The sequence below is a fragment of the Citrobacter sp. CK185 genome, from assembly GCF_030333565.1.
GTDB classification, from domain to species: domain Bacteria; phylum Pseudomonadota; class Gammaproteobacteria; order Enterobacterales; family Enterobacteriaceae; genus Citrobacter_B; species Citrobacter_B koseri.
The window spans coordinates 1-19,855 of sequence record NZ_JAOWFR010000018.1 but is presented as its reverse complement, the minus strand read 5'-3'; the positions used below and the strand labels follow the sequence as shown (position 1 = coordinate 19,855).

19 protein-coding genes are annotated in these 19,855 nt (G+C 54.3%); 15 read left to right on the top strand and 4 right to left on the bottom strand.

Annotated features, from left to right (window positions below):
- Positions 1-83 precede the first annotated feature (83 nt).
- Positions 84-893 (bottom strand): dienelactone hydrolase family protein, encoded by an 810-nt coding sequence (locus OGV79_RS04000; RefSeq protein ID WP_200097416.1) that lies wholly within the window; start codon positions 891-893, stop codon positions 84-86.
- 258 nt (positions 894-1,151) lie between these two features.
- Here OGV79_RS04000 and udp point away from each other — a divergent pair, with 258 nt between their 5' ends.
- The 9 genes from udp to tatD all read left to right on the top strand — a co-directional run bounded on the left by udp (position 1,152) and on the right by tatD (position 9,084).
- Positions 1,152-1,913, top strand: a complete 762-nt coding sequence (gene udp / locus OGV79_RS03995) for a uridine phosphorylase (RefSeq protein ID WP_012131176.1) — start codon at positions 1,152-1,154, stop codon at positions 1,911-1,913.
- 139 nt (positions 1,914-2,052) lie between these two features.
- Positions 2,053-3,480: a DNA recombination protein RmuC gene (gene rmuC / locus OGV79_RS03990; RefSeq protein ID WP_024130102.1), complete on the top strand. Its 1,428-nt coding sequence runs from the start codon at positions 2,053-2,055 to the stop codon at positions 3,478-3,480.
- 94 nt (positions 3,481-3,574) lie between these two features.
- The gene (ubiE, locus tag OGV79_RS03985; RefSeq protein WP_012131179.1) at positions 3,575-4,330 is read left to right on the top strand and encodes a bifunctional demethylmenaquinone methyltransferase/2-methoxy-6-polyprenyl-1,4-benzoquinol methylase UbiE; all 756 of its coding nucleotides are present in this window, start codon (positions 3,575-3,577) and stop codon (positions 4,328-4,330) included.
- Between the two features lie 13 nt (positions 4,331-4,343).
- Positions 4,344-4,949 (top strand): ubiquinone biosynthesis protein UbiJ, encoded by a 606-nt coding sequence (ubiJ, locus tag OGV79_RS03980; protein ID WP_047459960.1) that lies wholly within the window; start codon positions 4,344-4,346, stop codon positions 4,947-4,949.
- Complete coding sequence (gene ubiB / locus OGV79_RS03975; RefSeq protein ID WP_012131181.1) at positions 4,946-6,586, top strand: ubiquinone biosynthesis regulatory protein kinase UbiB; 1,641 nt, start codon at positions 4,946-4,948, stop codon at positions 6,584-6,586. The genes ubiJ and ubiB overlap by 4 nt, the downstream gene beginning before the upstream one ends.
- A gap of 73 nt (positions 6,587-6,659) precedes the next feature.
- On the top strand, positions 6,660-6,926 hold the full coding sequence (gene tatA / locus OGV79_RS03970) for a Sec-independent protein translocase subunit TatA (protein ID WP_012131182.1): 267 nt from the start codon (positions 6,660-6,662) through the stop codon (positions 6,924-6,926).
- A gap of 3 nt (positions 6,927-6,929) precedes the next feature.
- Positions 6,930-7,478: a Sec-independent protein translocase protein TatB gene (gene tatB, locus OGV79_RS03965; RefSeq protein ID WP_012131183.1), complete on the top strand. Its 549-nt coding sequence runs from the start codon at positions 6,930-6,932 to the stop codon at positions 7,476-7,478.
- Positions 7,479-7,480: 2 nt separating this feature from the next.
- Positions 7,481-8,260 (top strand): Sec-independent protein translocase subunit TatC, encoded by a 780-nt coding sequence (gene tatC, locus OGV79_RS03960; protein WP_012131184.1) that lies wholly within the window; start codon positions 7,481-7,483, stop codon positions 8,258-8,260.
- Positions 8,261-8,301: 41 nt separating this feature from the next.
- Positions 8,302-9,084, top strand: a complete 783-nt coding sequence (gene tatD / locus OGV79_RS03955; RefSeq protein ID WP_130028663.1) for a 3'-5' ssDNA/RNA exonuclease TatD — start codon at positions 8,302-8,304, stop codon at positions 9,082-9,084.
- Positions 9,085-9,091: 7 nt separating this feature from the next.
- On the opposite strand, the gene rfaH is transcribed toward tatD, so the two are convergent.
- Positions 9,092-9,580, bottom strand: a complete 489-nt coding sequence (gene rfaH, locus OGV79_RS03950) for a transcription/translation regulatory transformer protein RfaH (RefSeq protein ID WP_012131186.1) — start codon at positions 9,578-9,580, stop codon at positions 9,092-9,094.
- A 243-nt stretch (positions 9,581-9,823) separates the two neighbouring features.
- Here rfaH and ubiD point away from each other — a divergent pair, with 243 nt between their 5' ends.
- On the top strand, positions 9,824-11,308 hold the full coding sequence (ubiD, locus tag OGV79_RS03945) for a 4-hydroxy-3-polyprenylbenzoate decarboxylase (RefSeq protein WP_012131187.1): 1,485 nt from the start codon (positions 9,824-9,826) through the stop codon (positions 11,306-11,308).
- Positions 11,309-11,349: 41 nt separating this feature from the next.
- A complete protein-coding gene (gene fre, locus OGV79_RS03940; protein ID WP_012131188.1) occupies positions 11,350-12,051 on the top strand; it encodes an NAD(P)H-flavin reductase in 702 nt (233 codons plus the stop codon).
- A gap of 155 nt (positions 12,052-12,206) precedes the next feature.
- Here the strand turns inward: fre and fadA are convergent, their stop codons facing one another.
- Together fadA and fadB are read right to left on the bottom strand one after the other, a co-directional pair.
- The gene (gene fadA, locus OGV79_RS03935; protein ID WP_071258147.1) at positions 12,207-13,376 is read right to left on the bottom strand and encodes an acetyl-CoA C-acyltransferase FadA; all 1,170 of its coding nucleotides are present in this window, start codon (positions 13,374-13,376) and stop codon (positions 12,207-12,209) included.
- Between the two features lie 9 nt (positions 13,377-13,385).
- On the bottom strand, positions 13,386-15,575 hold the full coding sequence (gene fadB, locus OGV79_RS03930) for a fatty acid oxidation complex subunit alpha FadB (RefSeq protein WP_275148107.1): 2,190 nt from the start codon (positions 15,573-15,575) through the stop codon (positions 13,386-13,388).
- Positions 15,576-15,763: 188 nt separating this feature from the next.
- Here fadB and pepQ point away from each other — a divergent pair, with 188 nt between their 5' ends.
- Genes pepQ through hemG form a run of 4 tightly spaced genes read left to right on the top strand, consistent with a single transcriptional unit; the run spans position 15,764 to position 19,755 of the window.
- Positions 15,764-17,095, top strand: a complete 1,332-nt coding sequence (gene pepQ / locus OGV79_RS03925) for a Xaa-Pro dipeptidase (protein WP_012131193.1) — start codon at positions 15,764-15,766, stop codon at positions 17,093-17,095.
- Positions 17,095-17,709, top strand: a complete 615-nt coding sequence (locus OGV79_RS03920; protein WP_012131194.1) for an IMPACT family protein — start codon at positions 17,095-17,097, stop codon at positions 17,707-17,709. Before pepQ ends, OGV79_RS03920 begins: the two co-directional genes overlap by 1 nt.
- A 37-nt stretch (positions 17,710-17,746) precedes the next feature.
- Positions 17,747-19,198 (top strand): Trk system potassium transporter TrkH, encoded by a 1,452-nt coding sequence (gene trkH, locus OGV79_RS03915; RefSeq protein WP_012131195.1) that lies wholly within the window; start codon positions 17,747-17,749, stop codon positions 19,196-19,198.
- A gap of 11 nt (positions 19,199-19,209) precedes the next feature.
- Positions 19,210-19,755 carry a menaquinone-dependent protoporphyrinogen IX dehydrogenase gene (gene hemG, locus OGV79_RS03910; protein WP_047459942.1) on the top strand — a complete coding sequence of 182 codons (546 nt, stop codon included), beginning with the start codon at positions 19,210-19,212 and terminating at the stop codon, positions 19,753-19,755.
- The last annotated feature ends 100 nt before the right edge of the window (positions 19,756-19,855 follow it).

Genomic DNA, 19,855 nt, shown 5'->3' with positions numbered 1-19,855 from the left:
AAGCGCTAGCGCTTACCCGGGTTACAGGAAATCGCAACTGTTGTAGGCCCGGTAAGGCGTAGCCGCCACCGGGCAATTAACGTTTATTTCTTCCCGCCGTACTGCGCAAACCACTCCAGCATTCTTTGCCAGCCATCTTTCGCCGACTCTTCATGATAGCTCGGACGATAATCCGCATTAAAAGCATGTCCTGCATCCGGGTAAACGACGATCTCCGCTTTGGCGTTTGCTGCGCGCAGCGCCTGCCGCATGGTTTCGACGGTATCCACGGGAATGCCAGTGTCCTGCCCGCCATACAGCCCCAGAACCGGCGCGTTCAGATCGGTCGCGATATCCACCGGGTGTTTGGGTGAGTTCAGGGTTTTGTCCCCGACCAGCTTTCCATACCATGCTACCGCGGCTTTTAACTGTGGATTGTGTGCAGCATACAGCCAGGTAATACGCCCGCCCCAGCAAAAGCCGGTTATCATCAGACGATGCACATCGCCGCCGTTGCGGGAAGCCCAACTGGCGACGTGGTCCAGATCCGCCAGTACCTGAGAGTCCGGTACTTTGGCCACCAGACCGCTTAACAGCGTTGGGATATCGGCAAAATCATTCGGATCGCCTTCGCGGAAATAGAGTTCTGGTGCGATAGCCAGATACCCTTCCAGCGCCAGGCGGCGGCAAACGTCGCGAATATGTTCATGAACGCCAAAGATCTCCTGCACCACAATGACAACGGGTAACGCGCCATCGTTCACTTTTGGCCGCGCGTGCCAGGCGGGCATCTCATCACCCTGAGTAGGAATAGATGTTACGCCTGCGATAATGGCGTCATCAGGGGTGTGAACCGTTGTGGTAGCAAGGGGGGAAGCAGCAGGTGCAAAGCCAGATTGTTGTATCGTTGTCATGGTATTCTCCGTACCCTTAAGGAAATAGCGCAATGTTAAATATAGACAGCATGCAACAAATCACATTGCCTGAAACAGGCTATCTTTTGTGCAATGGTGCGCGGTATTGATATATTTATGTGATGTAACTCACTATTTCATGGTAATTCAATGCAATTTATTTACTTCATGGTGATGAGCGTCACGAAACTATTTTTAGCTCTTCGGTAAAGTGTCTTTTTGCTTCTTCTGACAAACCCGATTCACAGAGGAGTTTTTATGTCCAAGTCTGATGTTTTTCATCTCGGCCTCACCAAAAATGATTTACAAGGGGCTACGCTGGCTATCGTCCCTGGCGACCCGGAGCGTGTGGAAAAGATCGCCGCGCTGATGGAAAAGCCGGTTAAGCTGGCATCTCATCGCGAATTCACCACCTGGCGTGCTGAGCTGGATGGTAAAGCTATCATCGTCTGCTCTACCGGTATTGGCGGCCCGTCCACCTCTATTGCGGTAGAGGAACTGGCGCAACTGGGTATTCGTACTTTCCTGCGTATCGGCACCACTGGCGCTATTCAGCCGCATATCAACGTGGGCGATGTGCTGGTCACAACCGCGTCTGTACGTCTGGACGGAGCGAGCCTGCACTTTGCGCCGATGGAGTTCCCGGCCGTCGCCGATTTTGAATGTACGACTGCGCTGGTTGAAGCGGCGAAATCCGTGGGCGCGACCACTCACGTTGGCGTTACTGCCTCTTCTGACACCTTCTATCCGGGTCAGGAACGTTACGACACCTTCTCTGGCCGCGTCGTTCGTCGTTTCAAAGGTTCTATGGAAGAGTGGCAATCGATGGGCGTCATGAACTACGAAATGGAATCCGCCACGCTGCTGACCATGTGCGCGAGCCAGGGTCTGCGTGCCGGTATGGTGGCGGGCGTCATCGTTAACCGCACTCAGCAAGAGATCCCGAATGCGGAAACGATGAAACAGACCGAAAGCCATGCGGTGAAAATTGTCGTGGAAGCGGCGCGTCGTCTGCTGTAATTCTTCCCTTCCCCACGAAAGGCCGACGCGTTCGGCCTTTTCTTTTTGCGTAGCGCCTCGCAGGAAAACCCTTTCAAACTGGACGTTTATACAGCACAATTCTATTTTGTGCGGGTAATTCCTTGATGCAGGGGGCGTGGTGGATATCACAATCATTTTGTATGCCGTGTTGGCGCTGGCAGGTGTGGGGGTAGGCTGGCTGATCGCCAGTTATCAACAGGCGCAGCATAAGGCCGAACAGCTGGCGGAGCGTGAAGAGATTGTGGCGTCGCTCAGCGCTGCAAGACAGCAGGTCGCGCTAAGCGAACACTGGCGCGAAGAGTGTGAACTGCTCAATAACGAACTGCGCAATCTGCGGGACATCAACACCTCGCTGGAAGCGGATCTGCGTGAAGTCACCACGCGGCTGGAGGCCACTCAGCTGCATGCGGAAGATAAAATCCGCCAGATGATCAACAGCGAACAGCGCTTAAGCGAGCAGTTTGAGAACCTTGCCAACCGCATCTTCGAGCAGAGCAACCGCCGGGTTGATGAGCAAAACCGCCAGAGTCTGAATAGCCTGTTAACGCCGCTTCGCGAACAGCTGGATGGCTTCCGTCGCCAGGTGCAGGACAGCTTTGGTCAGGAGGCGCGTGAACGCCACACCCTGGCGCATGAGATCCGCAATCTACAACAGCTGAATGCGCAGATGACGCAGGAAGCGGTGAACCTGACGCGCGCATTGAAAGGCGATAATAAAACCCAGGGTAACTGGGGAGAAGTGGTGCTGACGCGCGTGCTTGAAGCCTCGGGTCTGCGTGAAGGTTATGAGTATGAAACCCAGGTGAGTATTGAAAATGACGCCCGCTCGCGTATGCAGCCGGATGTCATTGTGCGTCTGCCGCAAGGGAAGGATGTCGTCATCGACGCCAAAATGACGCTGGTTGCCTATGAGCGCTATTTTAACGCTGAAGATGAGTACACGCGCGAAAGCGCGTTGCAGGAGCACATCGCGTCAGTACGTAACCATATTCGCTTGCTGGGGCGCAAGGATTACCAGCAGTTGCCGGGGTTACGCACGCTCGACTATGTGCTGATGTTCATTCCTGTCGAGCCTGCGTTTTTACTGGCGCTGGACAGACAGCCCGAACTGATTACCGAAGCGCTTAAAAATAATATTATGCTGGTCAGCCCGACGACGTTGCTGGTGGCGTTGCGTACGATTGCCAACTTATGGCGCTATGAGCATCAAAGCCGTAACGCGCAGCACATCGCAGACAGAGCCAGCAAACTCTACGACAAGATGCGCTTATTTATCGATGACATGTCGTCCATCGGCCAGAGTCTGGACAAAGCGCAGGACAACTACCGGCAAGCCATGAAAAAACTCTCCTCAGGGCGTGGAAATGTGCTGGCGCAGGCGGAGGCTTTTCGTGAACTGGGGGTGGAAATCAAACGCGAGATAAATCCAGATCTGGTTGAACGTGCGACCTCGCAGGATGAAGAGTATCGTTTACGCGCGGTTCCTGAAGATCAACAGGATACGCCTTGTGCTGACGATGAGCGGGTAAATCAGCAATCGCACTAGTTCATTCGGGGTAGCGGAGCCCGGTTGAAGGGTAGGGCAAATTGGCCCAATCTGTTACACTTCTCGAACATTTTATTGATGAGCAGGCACTGAGATGGTGGAAGATTCACAAGAAACGACGCACTTTGGCTTTCAGACCGTCGCTAAAGAGCAGAAAGCTGACATGGTGGCCCACGTTTTTCATTCTGTGGCGTCAAAGTACGATGTCATGAATGACTTGATGTCATTTGGCATTCACCGCTTGTGGAAGCGCTTCACCATCGACTGTAGCGGCGTACGTCGTGGTCAGACCGTTCTTGACCTGGCGGGCGGTACAGGCGACCTGACAGCCAAATTCTCGCGTCTGGTTGGCGAAACCGGCAACGTTATCCTGGCGGATATCAATGACTCGATGCTCAAAATGGGCCGCGAGAAGCTGCGTAACATTGGCGTGATTGGCAATGTTAAGTACGTGCAGGCCAACGCCGAAGCGTTACCTTTCCCGGATAACACATTCGATTGCATCACCATTTCGTTTGGTCTGCGTAATGTGACGGAAAAAGAGAAAGCGCTGCGCTCCATGTACCGTGTACTGAAACCGGGCGGGCGTTTGCTGGTACTTGAGTTTTCTAAACCAATTATCGAGCCGCTGAGCAAAGCGTATGACGCATATTCATTCCACATTTTGCCGCGTATTGGCTCAGTCGTGGCGAATGATGCGGACAGTTACCGCTATCTGGCGGAATCTATCCGTATGCATCCGGATCAGGACACCTTAAAAGCGATGATGCAGGACGCCGGGTTTGAAAGCGTCGATTACTACAACCTGACGGCGGGCGTTGTTGCGCTGCATCGTGGCTATAAGTTCTGACAGGAGACCGGGGATGCCTTTTACACCCTTCGTGACCGCAGGAATCGAAAATCTGCTCAATACCTTTCTGTACCGTTCACCGGCGCTGAAATCCGCCAGAGCGCGTTTGCAGGACAAGGTGCTGCGTGTGGAGCTCAAAGGATTTTCGACGCCGCTCGTATTGGTGTTCAGTGAACGCCAGGTCGATGTGCTGGGGGCATGGGAAGGCGAGGCTGATTGCACGGTCATCACGCATGCCAGCGTGTTGCCTGAATTGCGCGATCGCCAGCGGCTTACCGCGCTTATTCGCAGCGGCGAGCTGGAGGTTCAGGGCGATATTCAGGTGGTACAGAATTTTGTGGCGCTGGCCGATCTGGCGGAATTCGATCCCGCAGAGCTTTTGGCGCCTTATACCGGCGATATCGCGGCGGAAGGGATCAGCAAAGTCCTGCGTGGCGGCGCTAAGTTTTTACGTCATAACATTCAGCGTCAGCAGCGTTATATCGCTGAGGCGATAACTGAAGAGTGGCGTATGGCGCCTGGGCCGCTGGAAGTGGCATGGTTTGCAGAAGAAACGGCAGCCGTTGAGCGTGCAGTAGACGCGCTGACTAAACGGCTGGAAAAACTGGAGGCCAAATGACGCCAGGTGAAGTACGGCGCCTTTATTTCATCATTCGCACCTTTTTAAGTTACGGCCTTGATGAGCTCATCCCCAAAATGCGTATCACGCTGCCGCTTCGGTTATGGCGTTACTCATTATTCTGGATGCCGAACCGGCATAAAGACAAACCGCTGGGTGAACGATTAAGGCTGGCTTTGCAGGAGCTGGGGCCGGTGTGGATCAAATTTGGTCAAATGCTTTCCACCCGTCGTGACCTTTTCCCGCCTCAGATTGCCGATCAGCTTGCGCTATTGCAGGATAAAGTTGCCCCTTTTGATGGCGCGCTGGCGAAAGCACAAATTGAAGAAGCAATGGGCGGCCTGCCTGTTGAAGAGTGGTTTGATGACTTTGACATCCAGCCATTAGCCTCTGCGTCGATTGCCCAGGTACATACCGCGCGGCTGAAGTCGAACGGTAAAGAGGTGGTGATTAAGGTTATCCGCCCGGATATTCTGCCGGTTATTAAAGCCGATTTAAAACTGATCTACCGTCTTGCCCGTTGGGTGCCGCGCCTGCTGCCGGACGGACGACGCCTGCGCCCGACCGAAGTCGTTCGCGAGTATGAAAAAACGCTGATCGATGAGCTGAATTTGCTGCGTGAATCGGCAAACGCCATCCAGCTACGGCGTAATTTCGAAAACAGCCCCATGCTGTATGTTCCCGAAGTCTATTCCGACTACTGTAGTCAGGACATGATGGTCATGGAGCGGATTTACGGCATTCCCGTTTCGGATGTGGCGACGCTGGAAAAGAACGGCACCAACATGAAGCTGCTGGCTGAGCGTGGCGTACAGGTCTTCTTTACCCAGGTGTTCCGCGACAGTTTTTTCCATGCGGATATGCACCCTGGCAATATCTTCGTCAGCTATGAGCATCCTGAAAATCCGAAATACATTGGGATTGATTGCGGCATTGTGGGGTCGCTGAACAAAGAGGATAAACGCTATCTGGCGGAGAATTTCATCGCGTTCTTTAACCGTGACTACCGCAAAGTAGCGGAACTGCATGTGGATTCAGGGTGGGTGCCACCGGATACCAATGTTGAAGAGTTTGAGTTTGCTATCCGCACCGTGTGCGAGCCTATTTTCGAAAAACCGCTGGCGGAAATCTCGTTTGGTCACGTTTTATTAAACCTTTTCAATACGGCGCGTCGATTTAACATGGAAGTCCAGCCACAGCTGGTATTGTTACAAAAGACATTGCTGTATGTTGAAGGGGTTGGACGCCAGCTCTATCCACAGTTGGATCTGTGGAAAACGGCGAAGCCGTTTCTTGAATCCTGGATTAAAGATCAGGTTGGCATTCCTGCGCTCACCAGAGCACTTAAGGAAAAAGCGCCGTTCTGGGTCGAAAAAATGCCAGAAATACCTGAACTGGTGTATGACAGTTTGCGCCAGGGCAAATATTTACAGCACAGTGTTGATAAGATTGCGCGCGAGCTTCAGGAGAATCATGTGCGTCAGGGACAATCCCGCTATTTACTGGGCATTGGCGCGACGTTGTTGTTAAGTGGGACATTCCTGCTTGTCAGCCGCCCGGAATGGGGGCTGATGCCTTGCTGGTTAATGGCCGGAGGCCTGGTCGCCTGGCTGATTGGCTGGCGTAAAACTCGCTGATTTTTTCATCGCTCAAGGCAAGTCGTGTATAATGCGACCTTAATAATTCATCATCTATCACAGAGGAACTCGTATGGGTGGTATCAGTATTTGGCAGTTGTTGATCATTGCCGTCATCGTTGTACTGCTATTTGGCACCAAAAAGCTCGGCTCCATCGGTTCCGATCTTGGCGCGTCCATTAAAGGCTTCAAAAAAGCGATGAGCGATGATGATGCGAAGCAGGATAAAACCAGTCAGGACGCTGATTTTACCGCTAAATCTATCGCTGATAAGCAAGGTGAAGCGCAAGGCGAAGCGAAGAAAGAAGACGCCAAAAGTCACGATAAAGAGCAGGTATAATTCGTGTTTGACATCGGTTTTAGCGAACTGCTGTTGGTATTCGTGATCGGCCTCATCGTTCTGGGGCCTCAACGATTGCCGGTAGCGGTAAAAACGGTAGCGGGCTGGGTACGCGCGTTGCGATCCCTTGCGACCACGGTGCAGAATGAACTGACCCAGGAGCTGAAGCTCCAGGAGTTTCAGGACAGTCTGAAGAAGGTCGAAAAAGCGAGCCTCCAGAATCTGACTCCAGAACTGAAAGCCTCGATGGATGAACTTCGTCAGGCCGCGGAGTCGATGAAGCGTTCCTACAGCGCCAACGATCCTGAAAAAGCGAGCGATGAAGCGCATACCATCCATAATCCGGTGGTGAAGGATAACGAAGCGCAGCATGAAGGGGTTACACCTGCCGCCGCTGAAACCCAGGCCAATTCTCCTGAGCAAACACCGGAAACGGCTGATGCCGGGCAGCCTGAACAGACGGAAGCCGCTTCCGTAAACGAGATGGACGCAGAAAAGAAATCCGCCGCGACTGTTGTCGAATCCTCCCCCTCGTCGAGTGATAAATCGTAAACATGGCTGTAGATGATACCCAACCTCTTATTACGCATCTGATTGAACTGCGTAAGCGTCTGTTGAACTGCATTATTGCGGTTATTGTGATTTTTCTGGCGTTGGTCTATTTCGCCAATGACATTTATCACATGGTTGCCGCGCCGCTGATCGAACAGATGCCGCAGGGTGCGACGATGATCGCCACCGACGTGGCCTCGCCGTTTTTCACCCCTATCAAACTGACTTTCATGGTGTCGCTGATCCTGTCTGCGCCCGTGATTTTGTACCAGGTGTGGGCGTTTATTGCCCCTGCGCTGTATAAGCATGAACGTCGTCTTGTCGTGCCGCTGCTGGTGTCCAGCTCGCTGCTGTTCTATATCGGCATGGCGTTCGCCTACTTTGTGGTCTTCCCGCTCGCGTTTGGTTTCCTTGCCAATACCGCGCCGCAGGGCGTACAGGTTTCTACCGATATCGCCAGTTACCTCAGCTTTGTGATGGCGTTATTTATGGCATTCGGCGTCTCTTTCGAGGTGCCCGTCGCGATTGTCCTGCTCTGCTGGATGGGGGTAACTACCCCTGAGGACTTGCGTAAGAAGCGTCCTTACGTCGTGGTTGGCGCGTTTGTCGTGGGGATGCTGCTGACGCCGCCAGATGTCTTCTCACAAACATTGCTGGCGATACCGATGTACTGCCTGTTTGAGGTTGGCGTGTTCTTCTCTCGCTTCTATGTCGGTAAACGACGTCCACGAGAAGAAGATGACGAGGCCGAGACTGAGCAGGCCGGGAAAACTGAAGAATAAACGCAACCGCCCGTCAGGGCGGTTGTTATATGGGAGGAAGCATGTTTGATATCGGCGTTAATTTAACCAGTTCGCAATTTGCGAAAGATCGCGATGAGGTGGTGACGCGCGCGCTGGCGGCCGGGGTGTCGGGTATGCTTCTGACCGGAACCAATCTGCACGAAAGCCAGCAGGCGCAAAAACTGGCGCAGCGTTACGCCTGCTGCTGGTCGACGGCTGGCGTACATCCGCATGACAGCAGCCAGTGGCAATCAGAAACTGAAGACGCGATCGTCGCTCTGGCGAGCCAGCCGGACGTGGTGGCGATTGGCGAATGTGGTCTGGACTTCAATCGTAATTTTTCCACGCCGCAAGAACAGGAACGCGCCTTCCAGGCGCAGTTGCGCATTGCCGCTGAGTTGCAGATGCCCGTTTTTATGCACTGTCGGGATGCGCATGCGCGTTTTCTGGCGCTGCTTGAGCCGTGGCTGGATAAACTCCCGGGCGCGGTGTTGCATTGCTTTACCGGTACGCGTAAGGAGATGCAGGAGTGCATAGACAGAGGGCTTTATATCGGTATTACGGGTTGGGTCTGCGATGAACGTCGCGGTCTTGAATTGCGTGAGTTGCTGCCCTTCATCCCTGCGGAAAAACTGTTGATTGAGACCGACGCCCCCTACCTGTTGCCGCGCGATCTCACGCCTAAACCGGCTTCGCGGCGTAACGAACCGGCGCATCTGGCGCACATTCTTGCGCGCGTTGCCCACTGGCGCGGGGAAGACCCGCAATGGCTGGCGGCCACAACGGATGCCAATGTTAAAACGCTGTTTGGGATTGCCTTCTAAAGCGCGCTTAAACTTTACGAAACGCGGTGTTTTTCACGCTCTGCTTCACCTCTTTATTTAGCAGGTTAAGCAGCAGCATGGAGCGCGCTTCGCCATCCGGTTCGGTAAAAATCGCCTTCAGACCTTCAAATGCGCCTTCAGTGATAATCACGCTGTCCCCCGGGTAGGGCGTTTCGGGATCAACAACGCCTTCCGGTTTGTAGACAGAAAGCTGATGAATCACGTTGGACGGAACGGTGGCAGGGTGCGCGCCAAACCGCACGAAGTGGCTGACGCCGCGCGTGGCGTTGATCGTGGTGGTATGAATCACTTCCGGGTCGAATTCAACAAACAGATAGTTAGGAAAGAGCGGTTCGCTAACGGCGGTACGTTTGCCGCGCACCATTTTTTCCAGCGTGATCATCGGCGTCAGGCAATTTACCGCCTGTCTTTCGAGGTGTTCCTGGGCACGCTGAAGTTGCCCACGCTTGCAGTACAGTAAATACCAGGATTGCATAATAACTCTTATCCGCTTGTCCGGGGCGCAAGCATAACAAAAGCCATGCGCTAAGTTAATTATACCCGTTGTATTTCAGGCTGCTTCTTTGTTGGCTACCTCGCCGCAACCTGAAATTCATTGGGTAGATAACCCCTGGGTTCCCCTGTACCGTCAGAGTTCACGCTAATTTAACAAAAATACAGCATCACGATGATGAACGCCGTATAATGAGGCGCTTACAAAGAGGCCACAACTGACGCCATGAAATATCACGACTTACGCGACTTCCTGACGCTGCTGGAACAGCAGGGTGAACTCAAACGCATTACGCTTGCGGTAGATCCCCATCTGGAAATGACTGAAATTGCTGACCGTACGCTGCGTGCGGGCGGGCCTGCTCTGTTGTTTGAAAATCCCAAAGGCTATGCGATGCCGGTGCTGTGCAACCTGTTTGGCACGCCCAGACGCGTCGCAATGGGCATGGGCCAGGAAGATGTCACCGCTTTGCGCGAAGTCGGCAAGCTGCTGGCGTTTCTGAAAGAGCCGGAGCCGCCGAAAGGGTTCCGCGACCTGTTTGATAAGCTGCCGCAGTTTAAGCAAGTGCTGAACATGCCGACCAAACGGCTACGCGGCGCGCCGTGCCAGCAGAAAGTGTTCTCTGGCGACGACGTTGATTTACAGCGTATTCCCATCATGACCTGCTGGCCGGAAGATGCCGCGCCGCTTATTACCTGGGGGCTGACCGTGACGCGCGGCCCTCACAAAGAGCGGCAAAATCTGGGGATCTACCGTCAGCAACTGATCGGCAAAAACAAGTTGATCATGCGTTGGTTGTCGCATCGTGGCGGCGCGCTGGATTTCCAGGAGTGGTGCGCGGCGCATCCTGGCGAGCGTTTCCCGATTGCCGTGGCGCTGGGCGCCGATCCGGCCACCATTCTCGGCGCAGTGACCCCCGTACCGGATACGCTGTCGGAATACGCGTTTGCAGGGCTGCTGCGTGGCACAAAGACGGAAGTGGTTAAATGTCTCTCCAGCGATCTTGAAGTACCTGCAAGTGCGGAAATCGTCCTGGAAGGTTATATTGAACCGGGCGAAATGGCGGCGGAAGGGCCGTATGGCGACCACACCGGTTATTACAATGAAGTGGATAACTTCCCGGTTTTCACTGTTACGCACATTACGCAGCGTGAAGACGCCATTTATCACTCGACTTATACCGGCCGACCGCCTGATGAACCTGCTGTGCTCGGCGTGGCGTTGAATGAAGTCTTCGTCCCGATTTTGCAAAAGCAGTTCCCGGAAATTGTTGATTTCTATCTTCCGCCGGAAGGGTGTTCTTATCGACTGGCCGTTGTAACGATGAAAAAGCAGTACGCGGGCCATGCGAAACGCGTCATGATGGGCGTTTGGTCATTTTTACGCCAGTTTATGTATACCAAATTTGTTATCGTCTGCGATGACGACGTCAACGCACGCGACTGGAATGATGTGATTTGGGCGATCACCACCCGTATGGACCCGGCGCGGGATACGGTGCTGGTAGAAAACACCCCCATTGATTATCTGGATTTTGCCTCGCCGATCTCCGGGCTAGGTTCAAAAATGGGACTGGATGCCACAAACAAATGGCCGGGCGAAACCCAACGTGAGTGGGGGCGCCCTATCAAGAAAGATCCTGAAGTGACTGCGCGTATTGACGCGATTTGGGATGAGTTGGCCATCTTTAACGACGGTAAAGGCGCCTGAGGCGCGATCGTTTTGCCCTATAGACCCGACAGAGGGAGCGCATGACAACCTTAAGCTGTAAAGTGACCTCGGTAGAAGCTATCACCGATACCGTATATCGCGTTCGTTTAGTGCCAGACGCGGCGTTTTCCTTTCGCGCTGGTCAGTATCTGATGGTCGTAATGGATGAGCGGGATAAGCGTCCGTTCTCTATGGCCTCCACGCCGGATGAGCACGGATTCATTGAGCTGCACATTGGCGCTTCGGAGCTTAATCTGTATGCGATGGCGGTGATGGATCGCATTCTGAAAGACAGAGAAATTGTCGTTGATATTCCGCATGGCGAAGCCTGGCTGCGTGATGATGAGGAGCGCCCGCTGATTCTGATTGCGGGGGGAACGGGTTTCTCCTATGTCCGTTCAATTTTGCTGACGGCGCTTGCGCGTAATCCGAATCGCGACGTGACGATCTACTGGGGCGGGCGTGAAGAGAAGCATCTCTACGATCTCGCTGAGCTGGAGGCGCTTTCGGTTCAGCACCCGAATCTGCGCGTTGAGCCGGTGGTTGAGCAACCGGAAGAAGGCTGGCGTGGCCGCACGGGTACGGTATTAACTGCGGTATTGCAGGATCACGGTACGCTGGCGGGGCATGATATCTACATTGCCGGTCGTTTTGAGATGGCGAAAATCGCTCGTGACCTGTTCTGCAATGAGCGTAACGCGCGGGAAGATCGCCTGTTTGGCGATGCGTTTGCCTTTATCTAAGCAATAAAAAACCCGCCCCTGACAGGCGGGAAGAACGGCAACTAAATTGTTATAGAGTGGCATTTGCGTTGTAGGCCGGATAAGACGCCTGAGCGTCGTCATCCGGCATGGTCGCCGGGGGCGCTTCGCTTGCCCGGCCTGCAATAAATAACGCTCTATGATTGAACTCGCTCAAATACTGTCGCGATACCCTGACCTAATCCGATACACATCGTCGCCAGGCCAAACTGGGCGTCTTTGCGCTCCATCAGATTCAACAGCGTGGTGCTGATGCGCGCCCCGGAACAACCCAGCGGGTGGCCCAGTGCGATCGCGCCGCCGTTGAGGTTGATCTTCTCGTCAATCTGCTCCATCAGTCCCAGATCTTTTATACACGGCAGGATCTGCGCGGCAAACGCTTCGTTCATTTCAAACAAATCGATATCGCTGGCGGCAAGCCCTGCTTTTTTCAGCGCCAGTTTTGACGCCGGAACCGGGCCGTAACCCATAATTGAGGGATCGCAACCGACAACCGCCATTGAACGAATGCGGGCGCGTGGTTGCAGACCCAGTTCACGCGCACGGCTTTCGCTCATTACCAGCATGGCGGCTGCGCCATCGGAGAGGGCGGAAGAGGTGCCTGCGGTCACGGTGCCGCTGACCGGATCAAACGCGGGGCGCAGAGTCGACAGCGCTTCGACGGTGGTCTCCGGGCGGATGACTTCGTCGTAGTTAAACTGCTTCAGCACGCCGTCGGCGTCATGACCACCGGTCGGGATGATCTCGTTTTTAAACGCGCCGGACTGCGTGGCTGCCCAGGCGCGGGCGTGTGAACGTGCGGCAAACGCATCCTGCATTTCACGGCTGATGCCGTGCATACGGGAAAGCATTTCTGCCGTCAGCCCCATCATCCCGGCGGCTTTGGCCACGTTGCGGCTCAGGCCGGGATGGAAATCGACGCCATGACTCATTGGTACATGGCCCATATGCTCCACGCCGCCAATCAGGCACGCCTGTGCGTCGCCGGTCATGATCATCCGTGCGGCATCGTGCAGCGCCTGCATGGAGGAACCACACAGACGGTTAACGGTGACCGCCGGAACGGAGTGGGGGATTTCAGCCAGTAGCGCGGCGTTGCGGGCGATGTTAAAACCCTGCTCCAGCGTTTGTTGCACGCAGCCCCAGTAAATGTCGTCGATAGCGGTTGCTTCCAGCGCGGGATTACGCGCCAGCAGACTGCGCATTAAGTGTGCGGAGAGATCTTCTGCCCGCACGTTACGAAATGCGCCGCCCTTTGAACGGCCCATCGGGGTGCGAATTGCATCGACAATGACAACCTGTTCCATTGTGACTCCTTAAGCCGTTTTCAGGTCGCCAACCGGGCGGGCTGGCTCAACCGGGGGATAGTACGGTTCGTTATGGCGCGCTTTGTTACGCAGACCTTCCGGCACTTCATAGAGTGGGCCGAGGTGCTGATACTGCTGCGCCATATCGAGATATTTTGCGCTGCCGAGCGTATCCAGCCAGCGGAACGCGCCGCCGTGGAACGGAGGGAAGCCCAGACCGTAAACCAGCGCCATATCCGCTTCTGCCGGACTGGCGATGATGCCTTCTTCCAGACAGCGCACCACTTCGTTGACCATCGGAATCATCATGCGGGCGATAATCTCTTCGTCGCTGAAGTCGCGCTTCGGCTGGCTGACCTCTGCCAGCAGGCTGTCCACGGCCGCATCTTCTTCTTTCTTCGGCTTGCCTTTGCTGTCTTCTTTATAGCGCCAGAATCCCAGACCGTTTTTCTGACCATAGCGGCTGGCGTCAAACAGCGCGTCGATGGCATCACGATAATCTTTCTGCATACGCTGTGGGAAACCGGCCGCCATGACTGCCTGCGCATGATGCGCGGTATCAATCCCGACCACATCCAGCAGATAAGCCGGGCCCATCGGCCAGCCAAACTGTTTCTCCATCACTTTGTCGACTTTGCGGAAATCGGCGCCGTCGCGCAGTAGCTGGCTGAAACCGGCAAAATACGGGAACAGTACGCGGTTAACAAAGAAGCCGGGGCAGTCGTTGACCACAATCGGCGTTTTGCCCATTTTGCTGGCCCAGGCGACGACTTTAGCGATGGTTTCATCCGAGCTTTTCTCGCCGCGAATGATTTCAACCAGCGGCATCCGGTGTACCGGGTTAAAGAAGTGCATGCCGCAGAAGTTTTCCGGGCGCTTCAGCGCGCTTGCCAGTTCGCTAATTGGAATGGTGGACGTATTTGACGCCAGCACGGTATCCGGGCGGACGTTGTCTTCGGTCTCCGCCAGTACCGCTTTCTTCACTTTCGGGTTTTCCACTACCGCTTCGACCACCACATCAACGCGATCAAAACCGGCGTAGTTCAGCGTTGGGTGAATCGTTGAAATCACGCCCGCCAGTTTCAGGCCGTCGATCCTGCCGCGTTCCAGCTGCTTATTCAGCAGTTTCGCCGCTTCGGTCATGCCCAGCGTCAGGGATTTGTCGTTGATATCTTTCATGATCACCGGCACGCCTTTCCAGGCTGACTGGTAAGCGATGCCGCCGCCCATAATACCTGCGCCCAGTACGGCTGCCTGCTTCGGTGTTTCAACGTCTTTGGTCAGCTTTTTCGCTTTACCTTTCACGAACTGATCGTTGAGGAAGATGCCGACCAGCGCGCGGGCTTCATTGGTATGCGCCAGCGGGACAAAGCTTTTATTTTCCAGATTCAGCGCTTCTTCACGGCCAAAGCGTGCGGCGGCTTCGATCGTTTTCACGGCGGTCATCGGGGCGGGGTAATACTTCCCGGCTGTCTGCGCCACCATACCTTTGGCGATGGTAAAGCTCATCGCCGCTTCAATTTTACTGAGCTTCAACGGTTCCAGCTTCGGCTGGCGTTTGGCTTTCCAGTCCAGTGAGCCGTCAATCGCCTGACGTAATACCGCTATTGCGCCATCAAGCAGTTTTTCCGGTTTCACGATACCGTCAACCAGGCCGATTTTCAGCGCCTGCTCAGCGCCGATGTCTTTCCCGGCAGCAATAATTTCCAGCGCGCTGTCAGCGCCCAGCATACGCGGCATACGGACAGAACCGCCAAAGCCCGGCATGATGCCCAGCTTCGTTTCTGGCAGGCCAATGCGCAGATCCGGCGTCACCAGACGATAATCGGTCGCCAGTACGCACTCGCAGCCGCCACCCAGCGCATAGCCATTGATGGCGGAAAGCGTTGGTACCGGTAAATCTTCGAGGCGATTAAAGACGCTGTTGGCAAAGTGCAGCCACTGGCTTAACTGTTCTTCAGGAACAAGGAACAGCGAAAGGAATTCGGTGATATCAGCACCGACAATAAAGGCTGCTTTGTTAGAGCGCAGCAGCAGCCCTTTTAAATCTGTTTGCTTTTCCAGCACGTCCAGCGCCTGGCCGAGGCTGGCGACGGTCGCAGTGTCGAGTTTATTGACCGATCCTGGGGCATCGAACACCAGTTCGGCGATGCCATCTTCCAGCCAGTCGAGGTACAGGGTGTCGCCTTTGTAAAGCATGTCAGTCTCCTGAATCCGCAAGGTGATCTGGTCATACCAGATGAAGCGAGTGTGTATTTTGTGTTAAAAAAATGCAAATGAGAGATTAAAAAAATGCCGATGCGATCACGCTCGGCAGAAATCACGCTCTCCTGGAGCGATGTGCTAAGATGCGGAGACTCGAGGTCAAAAAAACAGAAGGGTAGAAAATGGAATCACTGGCCGCACTCTATAAAAATCATATCGTTACCTTACAAGAACGGACGCGTGACGCACTGGCGCGTTTTAAGCTGGATGCGCTACTTATTCACTCCGGCGAGCTTATCAACGTCTTCCTCGACGACCATCCCTATCCGTTTAAAGTTAACCCGCAGTTTAAAGCCTGGGTACCGGTCACACAGGTTCCAAATTGCTGGTTGCTGGTCGATGGCGTGAATAAACCCAAACTGTGGTTCTACCTGCCGGTGGATTACTGGCACAACGTTGAGCCGCTGCCCACGTCGTTCTGGACCGAAGAGGTAGAGGTGATTGCCCTGCCGAAAGCCGACGGTATTGGCAGCCAGCTCCCTGCCGCGCGCGGTAATATCGGTTACATCGGTCCGGTGCCGGAGCGGGCGTTGCAACTGGATATCGCCGCCAGCAACATCAACCCGAAAGGAGTGATCGATTACCTGCATTACTACCGTGCGTACAAAACGGATTACGAACTGGCCTGTATGCGTGAAGCGCAGAAAACGGCGGTGAACGGCCATCGCGCAGCAGAAGAAGCGTTCCGTTCCGGTATGAGTGAGTTCGACATTAACCTGGCTTACCTGACCGCGACCGGCCACCGTGACACCGATGTGCCTTATAGCAATATCGTGGCGCTCAACGAGCACGCTTCGGTTCTTCATTACACCAAACTGGATCATCGCGCGCCGTCTGAAATGCGCAGCTTCCTGCTGGATGCCGGGGCGGAATATAACGGTTATGCCGCAGACCTGACGCGTACCTGGGCGGCAAACAATGACACCGATTACGCTCAGTTAATCAAAGATGTGAATGACGAACAGCTGGCGCTGATTGCGACCATGAAAGCGGGCGTCAGCTACGTGGATTATCACATTCAGTTCCATCAACGCATCGCGAAATTGCTGCGTAAGCATCAGATTGTCACCGATATCAGCGAAGAAGCGATGGTCGAGAACAATCTCACCGGGCCGTTTATGCCGCACGGTATTGGTCATCAACTGGGTCTTCAGGTTCATGATGTTGCAGGCTTTATGCAGGACGATACCGGGACGCATCTGGCCGCGCCGTCGAAATACCCTTATCTGCGCTGCACCCGCGTGCTGCAACCGCGCATGGTGTTGACCATTGAGCCGGGGATCTACTTTATCGAATCGCTGTTGGCGCCGTGGCGCGAGGGGCAATTCAGCAAGCACTTCAACTGGCAGAAAATTGAAGCGCTGAAACCGTTCGGCGGCATTCGTATTGAAGACAACGTGGTGATTCACGAAAACGGTGTTGAAAATATGACGCGGGATTTGAAACTGGCGTGATGGACAGCTGGTTAATCCCTGCGGCGCCGGTCACTGTCGAGGAAGAGATCAAAAAAAGCCGCTTCATTACGCTGCTCGCCCACACGGACGGTGTTGAAGCGGCGAAAGCCTTTGTTGATGCTGTCAGAGCGGCGCATCCAGATGCGCGTCATCATTGCGTGGCATGGGTGGCGGGCGCGCCGGATGATTCACAACAGCTGGGATTTTCTGATGATGGCGAACCGGCGGGAACGGCGGGCAAACCGATGCTTGCCCAGCTAATGGGCAGCGGCGTTGGCGAGATCACCGCTGTTGTGGTGCGTTACTATGGCGGTATTCTGCTCGGCACCGGTGGGCTGGTAAAAGCCTACGGCGGCGGCGTGAATCAGGCGTTGCGTCAGTTAACGACGCAGCGCAAGACGCCGTTAACCGAATATACTTTGCAGTGTGAGTACGGCCAACTGGCCGGAATAGAAGCATTATTAGGGCAGTTTGCCGGTCAAATCGTTACCAGCGATTATCAGGCATTCGTTCGGCTCAGGGTGGCGCTTCCTTATGCAAATGTGGATGAATTTTCAGCAAGGCTGGCGGATTTTAGCCGTGGTTCATTGCAATTGTTAGCGATTGAAGAATAATCCCACCTCATTTTGAAGAACAAAGGAAGCGGCAGAGATGCATTTTCGCGCCATTACCCGAATCGTTGGACTGTTGGTCATTTTATTTTCGGGAACAATGATCCTCCCTGGACTGGTTGCGTTGATCTACCGTGATGGGGCGGGGCGGGCATTCACGCAGACATTCTTTGTCGCACTGGTGATCGGCTCTCTGCTGTGGTGGCCCAACCGCCGGGAGAAAGGCGAGCTTAAATCCCGCGAAGGGTTTCTCATTGTGGTGCTGTTCTGGACCGTACTGGGAAGCGTGGGGGCGTTGCCGTTTATCTTCTCTGAAAGCCCGAACCTCACCATTACCGATGCTTTTTTTGAATCATTCTCCGGCTTAACGACAACGGGCGCGACGACGCTGGTGGGGCTGGACTCTTTACCGCACGCGATTCTCTTTTACCGCCAGATGCTGCAATGGTTTGGCGGGATGGGGATCATTGTGCTGGCGGTGGCGATTCTCCCTATCCTCGGCGTCGGGGGGATGCAGCTCTACCGCGCAGAAATGCCGGGGCCGCTGAAAGACAATAAAATGCGCCCGCGTATTGCGGAAACGGCAAAGACGCTATGGCTGATTTATGTGTTACTGACGGTGGCCTGCGCGCTGGCGCTATGGTTCGCCGGAATGCCCGCGTTTGACGCCATTGGGCACAGTTTTTCTACTATCGCGATCGGCGGTTTCTCTACGCACGATGCCAGCGTCGGTTATTTCGATAGCCCGACCATTAACAGCATCATGGCTATCTTCTTGCTGATCTCTGGCTGTAACTACGGTCTGCACTTCTCTTTATTAAGCGGGCGCAGCCTGAAAGTTTACTGGCGTGACCCTGAATTTCGCATGTTCATTGGCGTTCAGTTGACGCTGGTAGTGATCTGTACGCTGGTGCTGTGGTTCCACGATATCTATAACTCGGCGCTGACCACGCTCAACCAGGCGTTCTTTCAGGTCGTATCAATGGCGACAACCGCCGGGTTTACCACCGACAGCATCGCCCGCTGGCCGCTCTTTCTGCCGGTGCTGCTGTTATGCTCTGCGTTTATCGGCGGCTGTGCGGGGTCAACGGGCGGCGGGCTGAAGGTGATCCGCATCCTGCTGCTGTTCAAACAGGGGAACCGTGAACTGAAGCGTCTGGTCCATCCGAATGCGGTTTACAGTATAAAACTGGGGCACCGTGCGTTGCCGGAACGTATCCTCGAAGCGGTATGGGGATTCTTTTCTGCTTATGCCTTAGTCTTTATTGTCAGTATGCTGGCCATTATCGCGACTGGCGTGGATGACTTTTCCGCGTTTGCCTCCGTTGTGGCGACCCTTAACAACCTGGGGCCAGGGTTAGGTGTGGTTGCGGACAACTTTGCCAGCATGAACCCTGTTGCGAAATGGATTCTGATCGCCAATATGTTATTTGGTCGTCTTGAAGTCTTTACTTTGCTGGTACTTTTTACCCCTACCTTCTGGCGTGAATAATGGAGTAACACGTGAAAACATTGATTCTTTTTTCTACCCGGGACGGACAAACGCGCGAGATAGCTTCTTATCTGGCCTCGGAATTAAAGGAGCTGGGGATCTGGGCGGATGTGATTAATCTCCATCGTACTGAAGAGCTGGACTGGCAAAGTTACGATCGCGTGGTGATTGGCGCCTCTATTCGTTATGGGCATTACCATGCCGCTTTCCAGGAGTTTGTGAAGAAGCACGCTACGCGCCTGAACGCGATGCCGAGTGCGTTTTATTCCGTTAACCTTGTCGCGCGTAAACCTGAAAAGCGCACACCGCAGACCAACAGCTACGCGCGCAAGTTTCTGATGAGTTCGCAGTGGCGACCCGATCTTTGCGCCGTTATTGCTGGCGCGCTTCGTTACCCTCGTTACCGCTGGTATGACCGTCTGATGATTAAGCTCATTATGAAGATGTCTGGCGGTGAAACGGATACGAGTAAAGAAGTGGTCTATACCGACTGGGAACAAGTGGCGAATTTTGCCCGCGACATCGCCCAATTAACCAACAAATCGTTGGCAAAATAAACGTAAAGAATAAAAAACACGCAGTCGGAAAATAATTTTAAATTTCCCCTTGTCAGGCCGGAATAACTCCCTATAATGCGCCTCCACTGACACGGAACAA